This is a genomic window from Methyloversatilis sp. XJ19-13, assembly GCF_024580155.1.
In the GTDB taxonomy this organism is placed as follows: Bacteria; Pseudomonadota; Gammaproteobacteria; order Burkholderiales; family Rhodocyclaceae; genus Methyloversatilis.
The window spans coordinates 137,356-152,513 of sequence record NZ_JANINH010000004.1 but is presented as its reverse complement, the minus strand read 5'-3'; the positions used below and the strand labels follow the sequence as shown (position 1 = coordinate 152,513).

Sequence of the window (15,158 nt, the reverse complement as noted above, 5' to 3'; positions counted from 1 at the left end):
CTCATCGATCACTCATCGATCTCTTACCGGTCAATCTCGCCGAACACGATGTCCATCGTGCCGATGATGGCGACCACGTCGGAAATCATGTGGCCGCGCGACATTTCATCCATCGCGGCCAGATGCGCGAAGCCGGGGGCGCGAATCTTCAGCCGGTAGGGCTTGTTCGCGCCGTCGGACACCGCATAGATGCCGAACTCGCCCTTGGGGTGCTCCACCGCCGCATAGCATTCGCCTTCCGGCACATGGATGCCTTCGGTGAACAGCTTGAAGTGGTGGATCAGCTCTTCCATATTGCCCTTCATCGCTTCACGCGACGGCGGCGCCACCTTGTGGTTGTCGGTGATGACCGGGCCGGGATTGACGCGCAGCCAGTCGATGCACTGACGGATGATGCGGTTGGACTGGCGCATTTCCTCGATGCGCACCAGATAGCGGTCGTAGCTGTCGCCATTGGTGCCGATCGGGATGTCGAAATCCATGCGGTCATACACTTCATACGGCTGCTTCTTGCGCAGATCCCAGGCGATGCCCGAACCACGCAGCATCGGGCCGGTGAAGCCAAGCGCCTTGGCGCGCTCCGGCGTCACGATGCCGATGTCGACCAGGCGCTGCTTCCAGATGCGGTTGTCGGTGAGCAGCGTTTCGTACTCATCGACGTAACGCGGGAAGCGGTCGGTGAAATCCTGCAGGAAGTCGAGCATCGAACCGCTGCGGTTCTCGTTCAGCCGCTTGATGGCATCTGCATTCTTGAACTTGTTCAGCTCGTACTTCGGCATCGAATCGGGCAGATCGCGATAGACGCCGCCCGGACGGTAGTAGGCGGCATGCAGACGCGCGCCGGACACGGCCTCGTACGCGTCCATCAGGTCTTCGCGTTCGCGGAAGGCATACAGGAACACCGTCATCGCGCCGACGTCGAGCGCGTGCGCGCCCAGCCACAACAGGTGGTTCAGGATGCGCGTGATTTCGTCGAACATGACGCGGATGTACTGCGCACGTTCCGGCACCTCGAGCTGCAGCAACTTCTCGATCGCCATGCAGTAGGCGTGCTCGTTGCACATCATCGACACGTAGTCGAGCCGGTCCATGTACGGCACGCTCTGGATCCAGGTGCGTGTCTCGGCCAGCTTTTCGGTGCCGCGATGCAACAGGCCGATGTGCGGATCCGCGCGCTGGACAACTTCGCCGTCGAGTTCGAGCACCAGACGCAGCACACCGTGGGCCGCCGGATGCTGGGGCCCGAAGTTCATCGTGTAGTTGCGGATTTCAGCCATGACCGACGTCCCCGTAATTCTCTTCGCGCACGACGCGCGGCGTGACTTCGCGCGGTGCGATGCTGACCGGCTGATAGATGACGCGCTTCTGGTCCGGGTCGTAGCGCATTTCGACGTGACCGGAAATCGGGAAATCCTTGCGGAACGGATGGCCGACGAATCCGTAGTCGGTCAGCAGACGGCGCAGGTCGCCGTGGCCGGTGAACATGATGCCGAACAGGTCGAACGCCTCACGCTCGAACCAGTTGGCGGCGGGCCAGACGTCGTTCACCGACGCGATGACCGGGAAATCGTCGTCCTGGATCAGCACGCGCAGACGAAGACGCAGGTTGGACGCAACCGACATCAGGTGGCACACCACAGCGTAGCGCGCACCGGACGAGCGTGTCGCATGCGTCGAATAGTCGATGCCGCACAGGTCGATCAGTTGTTCGAACGGCACGTCCGCGTTGTCGCGCAGCGCGAGCGCCATATCGTGATAGTCGGCCGAACCGACTTCCAGGGTCAGTTCGCCGAGCGCGGACGTCGTTGTCCGGAGGCGTTCGCCGAACTGCGCGAGCAATGACTCGCGCAGGGATTCAAGCCGTGAGCTCATGATGTTCAACGCGCGATCGTGCTGGTGCGGCGAATCTTGTTCTGCAGTTGCACCAGACCGTAAATCAACGCCTCGGCTGTCGGAGGACAGCCCGGCACATAGACATCCACCGGCACGATGCGATCACAGCCGCGCACCACGGAATAGGAATAATGGTAGTAACCGCCGCCGTTGGCACATGACCCCATCGACAGCACCCAGCGCGGCTCGGGCATCTGGTCATAAACACGGCGCAGCGCTGGTGCCATCTTGTTGCACAGCGTGCCGGCGACGATCATCAGATCGGACTGGCGCGGGCTGGGACGGAACACGATGCCGAAGCGATCAAGGTCATAGCGCGACGCACCGGCCTGCATCATCTCGACGGCACAACAGGCCAGGCCGAAGGTCATCGGCCACAGCGATCCTGTGCGCGTCCAGTTGATCAGCTTGTCCAGCTGCGTCGTGACGAAGCCTTCCTGCAGTACACCTTCAATGCTCATCGCTCAATCCGTCGAAAAAAACTGCAAGTACCGGGGGAACAGCCAGCGCCTTCATTCCCAGTCTAGTGCGCCCTTCTTCCATTCATAGACAAACCCCACAACGAGGATGCCGAGGAAGATCATCATCGCCACGAAACCGAACATGCCGATCTCTTCGAGCACGATGGCCCACGGGAAGAGGAAGGCGATTTCAAGGTCGAACAGGATGAACAGGATGGCCACGAGGTAATAGCGGACGTCGAACTTCATCCGCGTATCTTCGAACGCCTCGAAGCCACATTCGTAGGGAGATAACTTTTCGGGGTCGGGACGACTGGGTCCGACGAGCTTGCCGGCGAGCATCGGCACGAAACCGAAGGCGACACCGATCAGGATGAACAGCAGGACCGGGAAATATTCGATCAACATGACGGGTTGTTCATGCGTAAAAACTGTTCCGGCGACACGGTGAGTAGTCCGGGGCCGACATCGATGCAGGGCCGGATGGACCCTGCATCACGTTGCACTGCAGCGTGAAACGCGCGGAGTATAGCGCGTTTCACATCAGCCGAAACCTACTTGGGGATATCGGCAGCCTTCGAATCGGGATTCTGCACTTCCGGGGCCTGAGGCGCAGCCGGCACGGCAGGCACCGTCACACTCTTGGCTGCGTCGATGACCGAACTCGCGCCGGAGCGCGGCTGATTGGTCGCGATGTAGCTCAGCGCGAGACTGGTGCAGAAGAACACGGCAGCGAGCGCGCCGGTGGCGCGACTGAGGAAGTTGGCCGAACCCGACGAGCCGAACAGGCTGCCCGATGCACCACCGCCGAACGCGGCGCCCATGTCGGCGCCCTTGCCATGCTGCAGCAGCACAAGAACGATCACGGCAATTCCGACCAGAACGTGGATCGAAAGTACGACTGAAAAAACGATGCCCATCAAATCACCTCAGGATGCAGCAGCAGCCGCAACGATGGCGAGGAAGTCCCCCGCCACCAGCGCCGCGCCGCCAATAAGACCGCCGTCAATGTCAGGCTGGCTGAAAAGTTCGGCTGCGTTTTGCGGCTTGACACTGCCGCCATAAAGAATCGATATGCGCGCCGCGACCGCCGCACCGCACAGTGCTTCGAGGCGCGCACGAATGAAGGCGTGCACCGCCTGTGCCTGCGCCGGCGTGGCGGTCACGCCGGTGCCGATGGCCCACACGGGTTCATAGGCAATCACGCAGCGCGCCAGGGCCTCGCTTCCGATGCGCTGATGCACCGCCGTCAGCTGCCGCTCGACCACGGACTCGGTCACGGCACGTTCGCGTTCGTCCAGTGTTTCACCCACGCACAGAACCGGAACCAGACCGGATGCCAGCGCGGCTTCTATCTTCACCGCGACCAGCGCATCGCTCTCACCGTAAAGCGCGCGACGTTCGGAATGGCCCACGAGCACGTATCGACAGTCGAAATCCGCAAGCATCGCGCCCGAAACTTCGCCTGTGTAAGCACCGTATTTCACGTGCTCGCTCAGGTTCTGGGCACCCCAGCCGACAGAAGACCCCGAAAGCAGATCAGCTGCCTGATGCAGATAGGGGAACGGCACGCAGACCGCCACCGGGAAACCCGGGGCCGGCGCATCGCGCAAGGCCTTGAGCAGGTCGGCGTTCACCGCCTTCGACCCATGCATCTTCCAGTTGCCCACCACCAGTGTTCGCATCGCCGCCACAGTCACCTGCCAAAAGCAAAACCCCGGATTCTAGCGCATGGCTGCGCAAAAATCCGGGGTTCGCACGTCGGACGGATGCAGGTCAGCCGAATCGACCGGTGATGTAGTCTTCGGTTTCCTTGCGTTGCGGCTTGATGAAGATCTGGTCGGTCAGGCCGAACTCCATCAGTTCGCCCATGAACATGTAGGCGGTGTAGTCGCTGACACGCGCCGCCTGCTGCATGTTGTGGGTCACGATGAGGATAGTCACCTTGTCCTTCAGTTCGGTCACCAGTTCCTCGATGCTCGCGGTAGCAATCGGATCCAGCGCCGATGTGGGCTCATCGAACAGGATGATTTCCGGGTCGGTCGCCAGCGCGCGCGCGATGCACAGCCGCTGCTGCTGCCCGCCGGACAGATTGGCACCCAGCTCGTTCAGGCGGTTCTTGACTTCTTCCCACAGTGCCGCGCCGCGCAGCGCTTCCTCGACGCGCTCGTCGATCACCGAACGGCGCTTCTCGCCCCGCACGCGCAGACCGTAGGCGACATTCTCATAAATCGACTTGGGAAAGGGATTCGGCTTCTGGAACACCATGCTGATGCGCATGCGCACCTCGATCGGATCGACGTCCTGGTCGAGCAGATTGGTGTTGTCCGGGTACAGAATGATCTTGCCGTCGTAGCGATTACCCGGATACAGATCGTGCATGCGGTTGAAGCAGCGCAGCAGCGTCGACTTGCCACAACCCGACGGGCCGATCAGCGCCGTCACCTTCTTCTCATGCACCGGCATGTTGATGCCCTTCAGGGCATGAAAGGCGCCGTAGTGGAAATCGAGGTTCTGCACCTCGGCCTTGGTGGCGATGTTCGCGTCGGTCACGGTATTCATGTCGGATCTCTCAGAATGCAGGGGGCGGAGCCACTTACCACTTGATGTTGCGGCGCAGACGGTAGCGCAGCCAGATTGCAGTTCCATTCATGGCGAGCGTCATCAGCACGAGCACAAAGCCGGCCGCTGCTGCATTCACCTGAAAGGCGGCTTCCGGGCGGGATGTCCAGTTGAACATCTGGATAGGCATCACCGTAAAGGGCGCAAACAGCCAGTCGAAATTGATGAAGGGCGCCACGTCACCAATCGGCGCAGGCGGCAGGAACGCGATAAAGGTCAGCGCGCCGATCGTGATGATGGGCGCGGTTTCACCGATCGCGCGGGCCATGCCGATGATGATGCCGGTCAGGATGCCGGCACTCGAGTACGGCAGGATGTGGTCTTTCACCGTCTGCCATGTGGTGGCGCCACAGGCGTACGAGCCCTCGCGCACCATCTGCGGAATCGCGCGGATCGATTCCCGGGTCGCCACAATGACCACCGGCAGGATCAGCAGTCCCAGCGTCAGGCCGGCCGACAGCACGCTCTGACCGAAACCGAACTTGTAGACGAACAACCCCAGCGCCAGCAAGCCATACACGATGGAGGGCACGCCAGCGAGGTTGGTCACGTTGATTTCGATGATGTCGGTCACCCAGTTCTTTGGCGCGTACTCCTCAAGATAGATACCGGCGGCAACGCCGAGTGGCACGGCGGACATCGCTGTCACGATCATGACCAGAATGGTGCCGACCCAGGCTGTCAGGATGCCGGCGCTGCCTGCGCGGCGAGACGGGAAGCTGGTAAAGAAATCGTAGTCAAGGCGCTCGGCGCCCTTGATCGCCATTTCGGCAAACAGTGCGGTGAAGGTCAGCACGCCGATCATCAATGCGAGCAAGCCCAGCACGCCGAACATCATGTCCCACCGTTTGTGGCGCGTGATCATCGCCCGGATGACCTGGATATCCTGTTGATTCATCGCTCAGTACACCTCACGGAAGCGCTTGCGCAGGTAATAGCCAAGCAGGTTGAAGCACAGGGTCAGCAGCATCAGCGTCAGGCCGGCCGCAAAGATCGTCTGGTATCCGATCGAGCCATGCGGCAGGTCGCCCAGCGCAACCTGCACGATGTAGGACGTGATGGTCGCGCCCGGCTCCAACGGGTTCAACGTGAAATTGGGCTGCATGCCGGCAGCTACTGCAAGGATCATCGTTTCGCCGACTGCCCGCGAAATACCCAGGATATAGGCCGAGGCGATGCCGGATGTCGCCGCCGGCACCACGGTGCGCAGCGCGGTCTGCAGACGGGTCGCCCCCATTGCGTATGAGCCCTCGCGCAAGCTCATTGGAACCGCGCGCATCGCGTCCTCCGAAAGTGAGCTGACGTAGGGAATGATCATGATGCCCATCACCAGACCCGCCGACAGCAGGCTGAAGCCGGGCAGTTCCGGGTAGATCTTCTGCAGAATGGGTGTCACCACCGTCAGCGCGAAATAGCCATAGACGATGGTGGGCACGCCACCAAGAAGCTCAAGAAAGGGCTTGGCAATTTCGCGCGTCTTGAACGATGCGAATTCGGACAGATAGATCGCGATGATGGTGCCCAGCGGCAGAGCCACTGCCAGTGCGACAAACGAACTGGTGAGGGTGCCGGACAGCAGCACCATGATGCCGTAGTGGGCATCGTCGAACAGCGGCGTCCATTGCGTGTCAGTCAGGAAATCCCATAACGACACATGTTCGAACAAGGTCAGTGACTCGTTGAACAGCACATAGACGATGGCGATCGTCGTGATCACCGAAATCGACGCTGCGCCGAAGAGAATGAATTCAATCAGCCTTTCCTTGACGTGACGGGATGCGCGCTTGCGCAAGCGGTCGCTGACCGTATCGGTCGCACTCGACAAAGGTGCTGACATGGGCGGGGCGTTGGCGGACATTGTGGGGCGCTCATTCTATCGGCCGCTGGCAGCCGCGGCGACTGGACAACAAAAAGCCCCGGGAGAGCCCCGGGGCCGCAGCGCGCGATTCTTATTCCTTGGGATCGCGCTTGAGCAGTTCAGAAATCGTCACACCCACCTCGGCAACACCACCAAAAGCCGTACCGGTACGACGCTTTTCGAAGTTTTCATGCGCATGTTTGTAGTCAGCAGGCGTCAGCGGAACGTATTTCACTTCCTTGACGAGCTCCGCGCTTTCCTTGAGGTAATAGTCGACAAACTCCTTCACCTCCGGTCGGCTTGCTTCAGCCGCATTCACGTAGATGAAGATCGGACGCGACAGAGGCTGGTATTCGCCGGCAATCACCGCTTCGAGCGACGGCAGCACTGCCTTGCCGGTCTTCGGATTGACGATGGGCACCGCATTCAGCTTGTCCTTGTTTTCCGCGTAGTACGCGTAACCGAAGTAGCCGATCGCATTCACGTCGCGCGACACGCCCTGCACGAGCACGTTGTCGTCTTCCGACGCGGTGAAATCGCCGCGGCTGGACTTGGACTTGCCGACGATGGCTTCGGTGAAGTAGTCGAAGGTACCCGAGTCGGCACCTGCGCCGAACAGCTTCATCGGCGCATCGGGCCAAGCCGGATTGACCTGATTCCACTTGGTGATCTTGCCCTGGGCGGCCGGCTCCCACATCTTCTTCAGTTCTTCGACGGTCGCCTGCTTCAGGAAGGTGTTCTTCGGGTTCATCACGACGGTCAGTGCGTCGAAGGCAACCGGGAGTTCGATGTACTTGATGCCTGCTGCCTTGCAGTCCGCCATTTCCTTCTCGAGGATCGGGCGCGAAGCGTCCTGGATCGCAGTTTCGCCACGGCAGAACTTCTTGAAACCGCCGCCCGTGCCGGAAATCCCCACGGTCACCTGCACCTTGCCCTTCTTCAGCTTCATGAATTCTTCGGCAACCGCTTCGGTCACCGGAAATACGGTGCTGGAACCGTCGATCTTGATCAGCGCCTGAGCGAGAGCCGAGCCGGATGCAAACAGGGCGCCAAGGGCGGCGGTCAGGGTGGCGATCTTGCGTACGTTCATCAGTAGTCTCCGTAAGGTGTCATCGATTTCGATGCGACCTGCGCAGTCTATGAAGACTTTGTTACAAACATGTGAAGGTGTAATAATTGATCGAACCACCCGACCGAGCGTCGTCATACGGTCAGCAGCGCCTGTTCCAGATCGTCCACGTTGTAGTCAATGCGCTTGACGCCGATCGACAGGCGCACCATGTCTTCCGACACGCCGGCCCGCCTCAGCTCGTCCGGCGACAGCTGGCGGTGGGTGGTCGAGGCCGGATGGCAGGCCAGCGACCTGGCGTCGCCGATATTGACCAGCGGGGTGATCAGCTTGAGCGCGTCCTGGAAGCGCGCCCGGCCTCTCGACCGCCCTTGACGCCGAAGGTGAGCTGCCCCCCGCCAAAGTAGCGTTGTATCCGGCCGTGGCTCGAATGGTCCGGCAGCCCCGCGTATTTGACCCACTGTACCTTGAGACGCGGCTGCAGATGACGGGCAATCACGGTCGCGTTCTCGCAGTGGCGGTCCATGCGCACCCCCCAGCGTCTCGAGCCCCTGCAGTATCAGGAAGATGTTGAACTGCGAAGTCGCCGCGCCCATGTCGCGCAGCGGCACCGTGCGAGCCCGGCCGATGTAGGCCGCCGGCCCCAGCGCCTCGGTGTGGTTCACGCCGTGATAGCTCACTTCCGGCTCGTTCAGCCGGCGGAAGCGCGGCTTGTGCTCGGTCCACGGAAAACGGCCGCCGTCGACGATGATGCCGCCGATGCTGGTGCCGTGGCCACCCATGTACTTGGTGAGTGAATGCACGACGAGGTCGGCGCTGTGCTCGAGCGGCCGTGTCAGCCAGGGCGACGGCAAGGTGTTGTCGACGATCAGCTTCAGCGTGTGTGCGAACAGAGTATAGGTACCGCCTTACAGCGCCGAGGTAGCGACGATGTTGGTGCCCGCCTTGGCGATGGGCATGATTGCGTAGGTGATCGCCGCCAGGCCGGCGCCAGTGCGCCGATGCCGCCTTCGAGGGCGGCGACGCACTGTTCCAGCACGTCGCTGGTCGGGTTCATGATCCGGGTGCAAATATTGCCCTTGACCTTGAGGTCGAACAGGTCGGCCCCGTGCTGGGTGTCGTCGAAGGCGTAGCGGGTGGTCTGATAGATCGGTACCGCCATCGCCTAGGTGGTCGGATCCGGCGAATACCCTGCGTGGATGGCGAGCGTGTCGAAACGCATGGTCGTGTCCTGCCTGACTTGAAGGGCGGAAATCTACACGCGACAAGCCGCTTGCACAAAAACGATGCAGCAAAAAGAAAATGCCGTCCCGCATATGCGGAGGCGGCATTTCCTGACGAAGACTGCAGTGCCGTCAGGCAGCCATCGCGGACTTGACGACTTCGGCCAGTCGCAGCGCGAGCCGACCGACTTCCGCCGCATCCTGACCTTCGACCATGACGCGCAACAACGGCTCGGTGCCCGACGGACGCAGCAGCACGCGACCACGCTGGGCCAGTTCACCTTCGACTTCGATGCGCGTCTGATCGATGATCGGTGCCTTGGACCAGTCGAATCCCGGGCGCAGCTGCACATTGACGAGCTTCTGTGGATAGAGTTTCAGCCCGGAGCAGGCCTGATCGAGACTCACGTCCTGCGAGCGCAGCGCCGCGAGCACTTGCAGTGCCGCGACGATGCCGTCACCTGTCGTATGGCGATCGAGATCGATGATGTGACCCGAATTCTCGCCACCCAGGCGCCAGCCCTGCTTGTGCAGCGCTTCCAGCACGTAGCGGTCGCCGACCTTGGCGCGTGCCAGACCGACACCCATATCGTGCAGTGCATGCTCCAGCGCCAGATTGGTCATCAGCGTGCCGACCACACCGTTCAGGCGGCCTTCGCGCAGCCGCTGGCCGGCGATCACGTATAACAATTCGTCGCCATCGTAGATGCGGCCGGAAGCGTCGCACATCATCAGGCGGTCGGCGTCGCCGTCCAGCGCGATGCCAATGTCCGCACCGTAGGTGCGGACCGCCTCGGACAGCGATGCCGGCGCCGTGGCACCCACGCCGTCATTGATGTTCATGCCGTTCGGGCTGCAACCCACGCAAACCACTTCGGCACCCAGTTCGTGGAATACCTTGGGCGCGATCGAATACGCCGCACCATGCGCGCAGTCGACCGCGATCTTCAGCCCGCGCAGGTCGAGTTCGGTCGGGAAGGTGCTTTTGCAGAATTCGATGTAACGGCCCGGTGCATCCTCGATACGGCGCGCCTTACCCAGTCGCGACGACTCCATGCAGCCCATCGGTTCGTCGAGCAATGCCTCGATCTGCAGTTCGACCTCGTCGAGCAACTTGGTGCCGCGCGCGGAGAAGAACTTGATCCCGTTATCTTCGAACGGGTTGTGAGAGGCGCTGATCACGACGCCTGCCTGCAGGCGCAGCGCACGTGTCAGATAGGCGACGGCCGGTGTCGGCACCACCTTGGCCAGCATGGTATCAACCCCGGCTGCAGCAAAGCCTGCTTCCAGGGCGGCTTCGAGCATGTAGCCCGACACCCGCGTGTCCTTGCCGATCAGTACCGCCGGATGCTCTCCGGCTGGCAGGTGTTCGGTGGCCACCAGCACGCGTCCGGCTGCATAGCCGAGCCGCATCACGAAATCGGGGGTGATCGGCGCCTGACCGACACGGCCACGCACGCCATCAGTACCGAAATAACGTCTCGACATCTTGTTTGTCTCCTCAAGGGCAGTCGGGGAAAATCCCTGCGACCTGCCAGACAGCCAGCGCGTCACGCGTCGCCGCCACATCGTGTACCCGTACCATCCATGCCCCACGCGCCACCGAAGCCAGCGCCGCCGCGATACTCGCCGCGGTCCGGTCGGACACCGGGCGCCCGGTCAGCCGCCCCAGCACGGACTTGCGGGACAGACCGACCAGCAACGGGTAACCGCATCCGGCCAGATCAGTCAGCCCCTGGATCAATTCCAGGTTGTGCGCCGGGGTCTTGCCGAAACCGAAACCCGGATCGAGCATGATCCGCGACCGGTCAACGCCCGCATCCTGCGCCCGCCGCGCGCTTTGCAGAAGGAAATCAGTCACTTCACGGCATACATCGGCATAACTCGGCGAAACCTGCATGGTTTGCGGCGTGCCCTGCATGTGCATGATGCACACGCCGGCATCGGTCGCCGCGACAACGTCCAGAGCGCCGGGAGCACGCAGGCCGTTGATGTCATTGACCAGCGACGCGCCCGCGGCCAATGCAGCCCGCATTACTTCCGGTTTCCAGGTGTCGATCGACAGCGGCACGCCGAGGCCGGACAGCGCTTCGATGACCGGTACGACGCGGCGCAGCTCTTCTTCCGCAGAGACCGGATCGGAGCCCGGACGGGTCGATTCGCCACCGATGTCCAGCACGTCTGCGCCATCGGCGATGAACTGTTGAGCCTGCGCCACAGCGCGTTCGAGGTCGAAGGCCACGCCGTCGCCCGAGAATGAATCCGGTGTGGCGTTGATGATGCCCATGATCAACGGGCGGTCGAGCAGAAGGCGGTAGTCACCGCAGTGAAAATTTCTGTCGGCGGACGATGTATTCATGGCGCTCACAAAAGAAAACCGGAGGCATCAGCCTCCGGTCGGGGTTGCAGCACGGCGTCGATCAGGCTGGCGCAGCGGCACTCGGGGCGGCACCCGGCGTGTTGCTGTCGGCCGAAGGCTTCGGCGGACGCGACGTCGGCTTCGGCGGGCGAACCGGCCGGCTGTTCATCACATCGTCGATCTGGTCGGCGTCGATGGTTTCGAAGTCCAGCAGTGCCTGGGTCATCGCCTCGACCTTGTCGCGGTTCTCTTCAAGCAGGCGCCGCGCTTCGGCGTAACGGTCATCGATGATGCGGCGGATTTCGGCATCCACGCGCTGCATGGTCGTTTCCGACATGTTGCGGTGGGTGGCCATCGAACGGCCGAGGAAAACCTCGCCCTCCTCCTCGCCATACACCATGGCGCCCATCAGATCCGACATACCCCATTGCGTCACCATCCTGCGGGCCAGATCGGTCGCGCGCTGGAAGTCGTTCGCCGCACCGTTGGTCATCTGGTGCATGAATATCTCTTCTGCGATGCGCCCTGACAACATCATCGAAATGAGCTGCAGGCAGTATTCCTTGTCGTAGCTGTAGCGGTCCTTCTCGGGCAGCGACATTGTCACGCCCAGCGCACGGCCACGGGGGATGATCGTCACCTTGTGCACCGGATCGCACTTGGGCAGCAGCATGCCGACGACTGCGTGACCGGACTCGTGATAGGCGGTGTTCCGCTTTTCTTCCTCGTCCATGACCATCGTGCGGCGCTCGGCACCCATGATGATCTTGTCCTTGGCGCGCTCGAAGTCTTCCATGTCGACCACGCGCTTGTTGCCACGCGCAGCGAACAGCGCCGCCTCATTGACCAGATTGGCCAGGTCGGCACCGGAGAATCCGGGCGTACCGCGGGCGATGATCTCCGCCTTGACGTCAGGTGCCAGCGGCACCTTGCGCATATGCACCGCAAGAATCTGCTCGCGACCACGGATATCCGGCAGCGGTACAACGACCTGGCGGTCGAAGCGCCCCGGGCGCAGCAGTGCGGGATCGAGCACGTCCGGACGGTTGGTCGCAGCGATCACGATGATGCCGGTCTGACCTTCGAAGCCGTCCATTTCGACCAGCAGCTGGTTCAGCGTCTGTTCGCGCTCGTCGTTGCCACCGCCCATGCCCGCGCCACGCTGACGACCGACCGCATCGATTTCGTCGATGAAAATGATGCATGGCGCCTGCTTCTTGGCCTGTTCGAACATGTCGCGTACGCGCGCCGCGCCCACGCCGACGAACATTTCAACGAAATCCGAGCCCGAAATCGAGAAGAAGGGAACCTTGGCTTCTCCGGCGATCGCCTTCGCGAGCAGCGTCTTGCCGGTGCCGGGTGAACCGACCAGCAGCACGCCCTTGGGAATGCGGCCACCCAGTTTCTGGAATTTCGACGGATCACGCAGGAATTCGACCAGCTCGACCACTTCCTCCTTCGCCTCGTCGCAGCCCGCGACATCGACGAACGTGATGGTATTGGTCGATTCATCGAGCAGCCGGGCCTTTGACTTGCCGAACGAGAACGCGCCGCCACGGCCGCCACCCTGCATCTGACGCATGAAGAAGATCCAGACGCCGATCAGCAGCAGCATCGGGAACCACGACACGAAAATGCTCATCAGGAAACTCTGCTCTTCCTCCGGTTTCGCGACCACCTTGACATTGCTCTTCAGCAGATCGCTGACCAGCCAGATGTCCTGCGGCGGCGCGTAGGAAGTGATGCGCTTGCCATCCACGGTCGCCGCATTCAGCGTCCGACCCTGGATTTCAACCTTCGCAATGCGCCCTGCCTTGACCTCGTCAAGGAATTCGGAGTACTCGACCGTGCCCTGTGCTGTCTGGCGCTGGTTGAACTGGTTGAAAACCGTCATCAGCACGATGCCGATCACGAGCCAGATTGCTAGATTTTTGAACATGTTGTTCAAGGCAATTCCTCAGTATCACGATGGCCGGGGAACCGGCCGGATCAATGCAGCAACAGACAGACCAGGCAAGGCGCTTTATGTTCCGGGTCCGGGGCACGACTTTTCAGGCAGACGGATCGCCGCGCCTGCCGCGACACAGAAGATACACCTCTGCACTGCGGTCGCGCGAACTGTCAGGTTTTCGCACGGACACGGTGTCGAAAAGCTGTTCCATGTCGCGCCGCAACGCATCGAAGCCGGTGCCCTGGAATACCTTTACGAGCATGTCGCCGCCGCTCTTCAGGTATTCGCGGGAAAACTCCAGCGCCAGTTCGAGCAGGTGGATCGAACGGGCCTGATCGGTCAGCGCTATTCCGGTCAGATTGGGGGCCATGTCCGACAATACAAGCCCGACCGGCCGACCGTCCAGTGCCGACACCAGCTGGCTGAGCGTATCGTCTTCGCGGAAGTCGCCCTGGATGAAATGAACACCCGTCACGGGCTCCATCGGCAACAGGTCGAGCGCGATCACGCGACCGCCCGGCAAAGTTTTCTTCGCCGCCACCTGCGACCAGCCGCCGGGCGTGCTGCCCAGATCGACCACCACCTTGCCGGGGCCAAGCAGGCGGTCGCGCTCGTCGATCTGCAGCAGCTTGAAGGCGGCGCGCGAACGATAGCCCTGCGCCTGCGCCTGCTTGACGTAAGGATCGTTGATGTGGTCGTGCACCCACTGGCGGCTGGTTTTGTTCTTTGCCATGACTTAGACTTGCGCGCCTTTACGGATTAAGCACATGTTGACCCTTTCGCCTGACGAACGCCGCGCCCTTCGCGCAAGCGCCCATCCGCTCAAACCGGTCGTGATGATTGCCCAGAACGGGCTGACGGATGCCGTTCTGAAGGAGATCGAGCTCGCGTTGAATTCGCACGAACTGATCAAGGTGAGGGTGTTCGATGCCGAGCGCGAACAGCGCGACGCCTGGCTGACAGCGGCCTGCGAGGCGCTCGGCGCGGCGCCGATCCAGCGCATCGGCAACATTCTCGTGCTGTACCGCCCGAATCCTGAACTGCACGTCGTGGCGGCACCGCCTGCCGCACCGGTGCGCAAGACGCGTGCCAATGCAGGCGACAAGCCCTCCGCCGGCAAACCGGTGCCAACGCGCAGCAAACCCGCCAAGCCGGTCGCCGGCCGACGCGGTGTGGCACGCAATGCCAAACCCGCCAGTACGTTCAAGGCGCGCGGCCGGTAAGCACCCGGCCGCGGCGGCGGTTTTTCAAACGTAGCGCACATCCACGATTTCGTACTCGCGCACACCGCCCGGTGCCTGCACCTCGGCCATGTCGCCCGCGTACTTGCCGATCAGCGCACGGGCGATCGGCGAATTCACCGAAATCATGCCCGCTTTCAGGTCGGCTTCATCGTCTCCGACGATCTGGTAGCTGACCGGCTTGCCGGCGCCGACGTCCTCCAGATCGACCGTTGCACCGAAGACCACTCGACCTTCGGCGTCCAGCGTCTTCGGATCGATGACCAGCGCGTTGGCGAGTTTGCCTTCGATTTCCTGGATGCGCCCCTCGACAAAACCCTGACGCTCCTTCGCCGCGTCGTACTCGGCGTTTTCGGACAGGTCGCCATGCGAGCGTGCTTCGGCAATCGCGGCGATCACGCCCGGACGATCTACGGTTTTGAGGCGGTGCAGTTCCAGCTTCAGCTTTTCGGCACCGGCCACGGTAAGAGGTACGCTCATG

At 61.9% G+C, this 15,158-nt stretch carries 16 protein-coding genes and 1 pseudogene; 1 reads left to right on the top strand and 16 read right to left on the bottom strand.

What is annotated here, in order from left to right; all coding sequences use genetic code 11:
- Window positions 1-23: 23 nt before the first annotated feature.
- The 15 genes and pseudogenes from NMQ14_RS07190 to NMQ14_RS07120 all read right to left on the bottom strand — a co-directional run bounded on the left by NMQ14_RS07190 (window position 24) and on the right by NMQ14_RS07120 (window position 14,169).
- Window positions 24-1,277, bottom strand: a complete 1,254-nt coding sequence (locus NMQ14_RS07190) for an NADH-quinone oxidoreductase subunit D (RefSeq protein WP_257094761.1) — start codon at window positions 1,275-1,277, stop codon at window positions 24-26.
- Window positions 1,270-1,872: an NADH-quinone oxidoreductase subunit C gene (locus NMQ14_RS07185; protein ID WP_257094759.1), complete on the bottom strand. Its 603-nt coding sequence runs from the start codon at window positions 1,870-1,872 to the stop codon at window positions 1,270-1,272. Before NMQ14_RS07185 ends, NMQ14_RS07190 begins: the two co-directional genes overlap by 8 nt.
- 5 nt (window positions 1,873-1,877) lie before the next feature.
- A complete protein-coding gene (locus NMQ14_RS07180) occupies window positions 1,878-2,354 on the bottom strand; it encodes an NADH-quinone oxidoreductase subunit B family protein (RefSeq protein WP_018411439.1) in 477 nt (158 codons plus the stop codon).
- Between the two features lie 51 nt (window positions 2,355-2,405).
- A complete protein-coding gene (locus NMQ14_RS07175; protein WP_069039991.1) occupies window positions 2,406-2,762 on the bottom strand; it encodes an NADH-quinone oxidoreductase subunit A in 357 nt (118 codons plus the stop codon).
- A gap of 146 nt (window positions 2,763-2,908) precedes the next feature.
- Window positions 2,909-3,274, bottom strand: coding sequence for a preprotein translocase subunit SecG (gene secG, locus NMQ14_RS07170; RefSeq protein WP_257094757.1), 366 nt, complete (start codon window positions 3,272-3,274; stop codon window positions 2,909-2,911).
- Window positions 3,275-3,283: 9 nt separating this feature from the next.
- Window positions 3,284-4,039 carry a triose-phosphate isomerase gene (tpiA, locus tag NMQ14_RS07165; protein ID WP_257094755.1) on the bottom strand — a complete coding sequence of 252 codons (756 nt, stop codon included), beginning with the start codon at window positions 4,037-4,039 and terminating at the stop codon, window positions 3,284-3,286.
- A 91-nt stretch (window positions 4,040-4,130) separates the two neighbouring features.
- Window positions 4,131-4,916 (bottom strand): phosphate ABC transporter ATP-binding protein PstB, encoded by a 786-nt coding sequence (gene pstB / locus NMQ14_RS07160; RefSeq protein ID WP_257094753.1) that lies wholly within the window; start codon window positions 4,914-4,916, stop codon window positions 4,131-4,133.
- 34 nt (window positions 4,917-4,950) lie between these two features.
- Complete coding sequence (pstA, locus tag NMQ14_RS07155) at window positions 4,951-5,874, bottom strand: phosphate ABC transporter permease PstA (protein WP_257094751.1); 924 nt, start codon at window positions 5,872-5,874, stop codon at window positions 4,951-4,953.
- A gap of 3 nt (window positions 5,875-5,877) precedes the next feature.
- Window positions 5,878-6,834, bottom strand: a complete 957-nt coding sequence (pstC, locus tag NMQ14_RS07150; protein ID WP_257094749.1) for a phosphate ABC transporter permease subunit PstC — start codon at window positions 6,832-6,834, stop codon at window positions 5,878-5,880.
- Between the two features lie 91 nt (window positions 6,835-6,925).
- The gene (locus NMQ14_RS07145; protein WP_257094747.1) at window positions 6,926-7,924 is read right to left on the bottom strand and encodes a PstS family phosphate ABC transporter substrate-binding protein; all 999 of its coding nucleotides are present in this window, start codon (window positions 7,922-7,924) and stop codon (window positions 6,926-6,928) included.
- A 113-nt stretch (window positions 7,925-8,037) separates the two neighbouring features.
- A pseudogene (locus NMQ14_RS07140) lies at window positions 8,038-9,065 on the bottom strand (O-acetylhomoserine aminocarboxypropyltransferase/cysteine synthase family protein).
- Window positions 9,066-9,258: 193 nt separating this feature from the next.
- Window positions 9,259-10,614, bottom strand: coding sequence for a phosphoglucosamine mutase (gene glmM / locus NMQ14_RS07135; protein WP_257094745.1), 1,356 nt, complete (start codon window positions 10,612-10,614; stop codon window positions 9,259-9,261).
- Window positions 10,615-10,627: 13 nt separating this feature from the next.
- The gene (gene folP / locus NMQ14_RS07130) at window positions 10,628-11,485 is read right to left on the bottom strand and encodes a dihydropteroate synthase (RefSeq protein WP_257094743.1); all 858 of its coding nucleotides are present in this window, start codon (window positions 11,483-11,485) and stop codon (window positions 10,628-10,630) included.
- A gap of 61 nt (window positions 11,486-11,546) precedes the next feature.
- Window positions 11,547-13,433: an ATP-dependent zinc metalloprotease FtsH gene (ftsH, locus tag NMQ14_RS07125; protein ID WP_306441129.1), complete on the bottom strand. Its 1,887-nt coding sequence runs from the start codon at window positions 13,431-13,433 to the stop codon at window positions 11,547-11,549.
- Between the two features lie 103 nt (window positions 13,434-13,536).
- Window positions 13,537-14,169, bottom strand: coding sequence for an RlmE family RNA methyltransferase (locus NMQ14_RS07120; protein ID WP_257094739.1), 633 nt, complete (start codon window positions 14,167-14,169; stop codon window positions 13,537-13,539).
- Window positions 14,170-14,203: 34 nt separating this feature from the next.
- Between NMQ14_RS07120 and NMQ14_RS07115 the strand changes: the two genes are divergently transcribed.
- On the top strand, window positions 14,204-14,659 hold the full coding sequence (locus tag NMQ14_RS07115; RefSeq protein ID WP_257080793.1) for a YhbY family RNA-binding protein: 456 nt from the start codon (window positions 14,204-14,206) through the stop codon (window positions 14,657-14,659).
- Window positions 14,660-14,683: 24 nt separating this feature from the next.
- Here NMQ14_RS07115 and greA read toward each other — a convergent pair whose 3' ends face one another.
- Window positions 14,684-15,157, bottom strand: a complete 474-nt coding sequence (greA, locus tag NMQ14_RS07110) for a transcription elongation factor GreA (RefSeq protein ID WP_257080792.1) — start codon at window positions 15,155-15,157, stop codon at window positions 14,684-14,686.
- Between the last annotated feature and the right edge of the window lies 1 nt (window position 15,158).

Coding starts and splice junctions, on each gene's coding strand:
- NMQ14_RS07190 (WP_257094761.1), bottom strand. CDS start 1,277: ATGGCTGAAATCCGCAACTACACGATGAACTTCGGGCCCCAGCATCCG.
- NMQ14_RS07185 (WP_257094759.1), bottom strand. CDS start 1,872: ATGAGCTCACGGCTTGAATCCCTGCGCGAGTCATTGCTCGCGCAGTTC.
- NMQ14_RS07180 (WP_018411439.1), bottom strand. CDS start 2,354: ATGAGCATTGAAGGTGTACTGCAGGAAGGCTTCGTCACGACGCAGCTG.
- NMQ14_RS07175 (WP_069039991.1), bottom strand. CDS start 2,762: ATGTTGATCGAATATTTCCCGGTCCTGCTGTTCATCCTGATCGGTGTC.
- secG (WP_257094757.1), bottom strand. CDS start 3,274: ATGGGCATCGTTTTTTCAGTCGTACTTTCGATCCACGTTCTGGTCGGA.
- tpiA (WP_257094755.1), bottom strand. CDS start 4,039: ATGCGAACACTGGTGGTGGGCAACTGGAAGATGCATGGGTCGAAGGCG.
- pstB (WP_257094753.1), bottom strand. CDS start 4,916: ATGAATACCGTGACCGACGCGAACATCGCCACCAAGGCCGAGGTGCAG.
- pstA (WP_257094751.1), bottom strand. CDS start 5,874: ATGAATCAACAGGATATCCAGGTCATCCGGGCGATGATCACGCGCCAC.
- pstC (WP_257094749.1), bottom strand. CDS start 6,834: ATGTCCGCCAACGCCCCGCCCATGTCAGCACCTTTGTCGAGTGCGACC.
- NMQ14_RS07145 (WP_257094747.1), bottom strand. CDS start 7,924: ATGAACGTACGCAAGATCGCCACCCTGACCGCCGCCCTTGGCGCCCTG.
- glmM (WP_257094745.1), bottom strand. CDS start 10,614: ATGTCGAGACGTTATTTCGGTACTGATGGCGTGCGTGGCCGTGTCGGT.
- folP (WP_257094743.1), bottom strand. CDS start 11,485: ATGAATACATCGTCCGCCGACAGAAATTTTCACTGCGGTGACTACCGC.
- NMQ14_RS07120 (WP_257094739.1), bottom strand. CDS start 14,169: ATGGCAAAGAACAAAACCAGCCGCCAGTGGGTGCACGACCACATCAAC.
- NMQ14_RS07115 (WP_257080793.1), top strand. CDS start 14,204: ATGTTGACCCTTTCGCCTGACGAACGCCGCGCCCTTCGCGCAAGCGCC.
- greA (WP_257080792.1), bottom strand. CDS start 15,157: ATGAGCGTACCTCTTACCGTGGCCGGTGCCGAAAAGCTGAAGCTGGAA.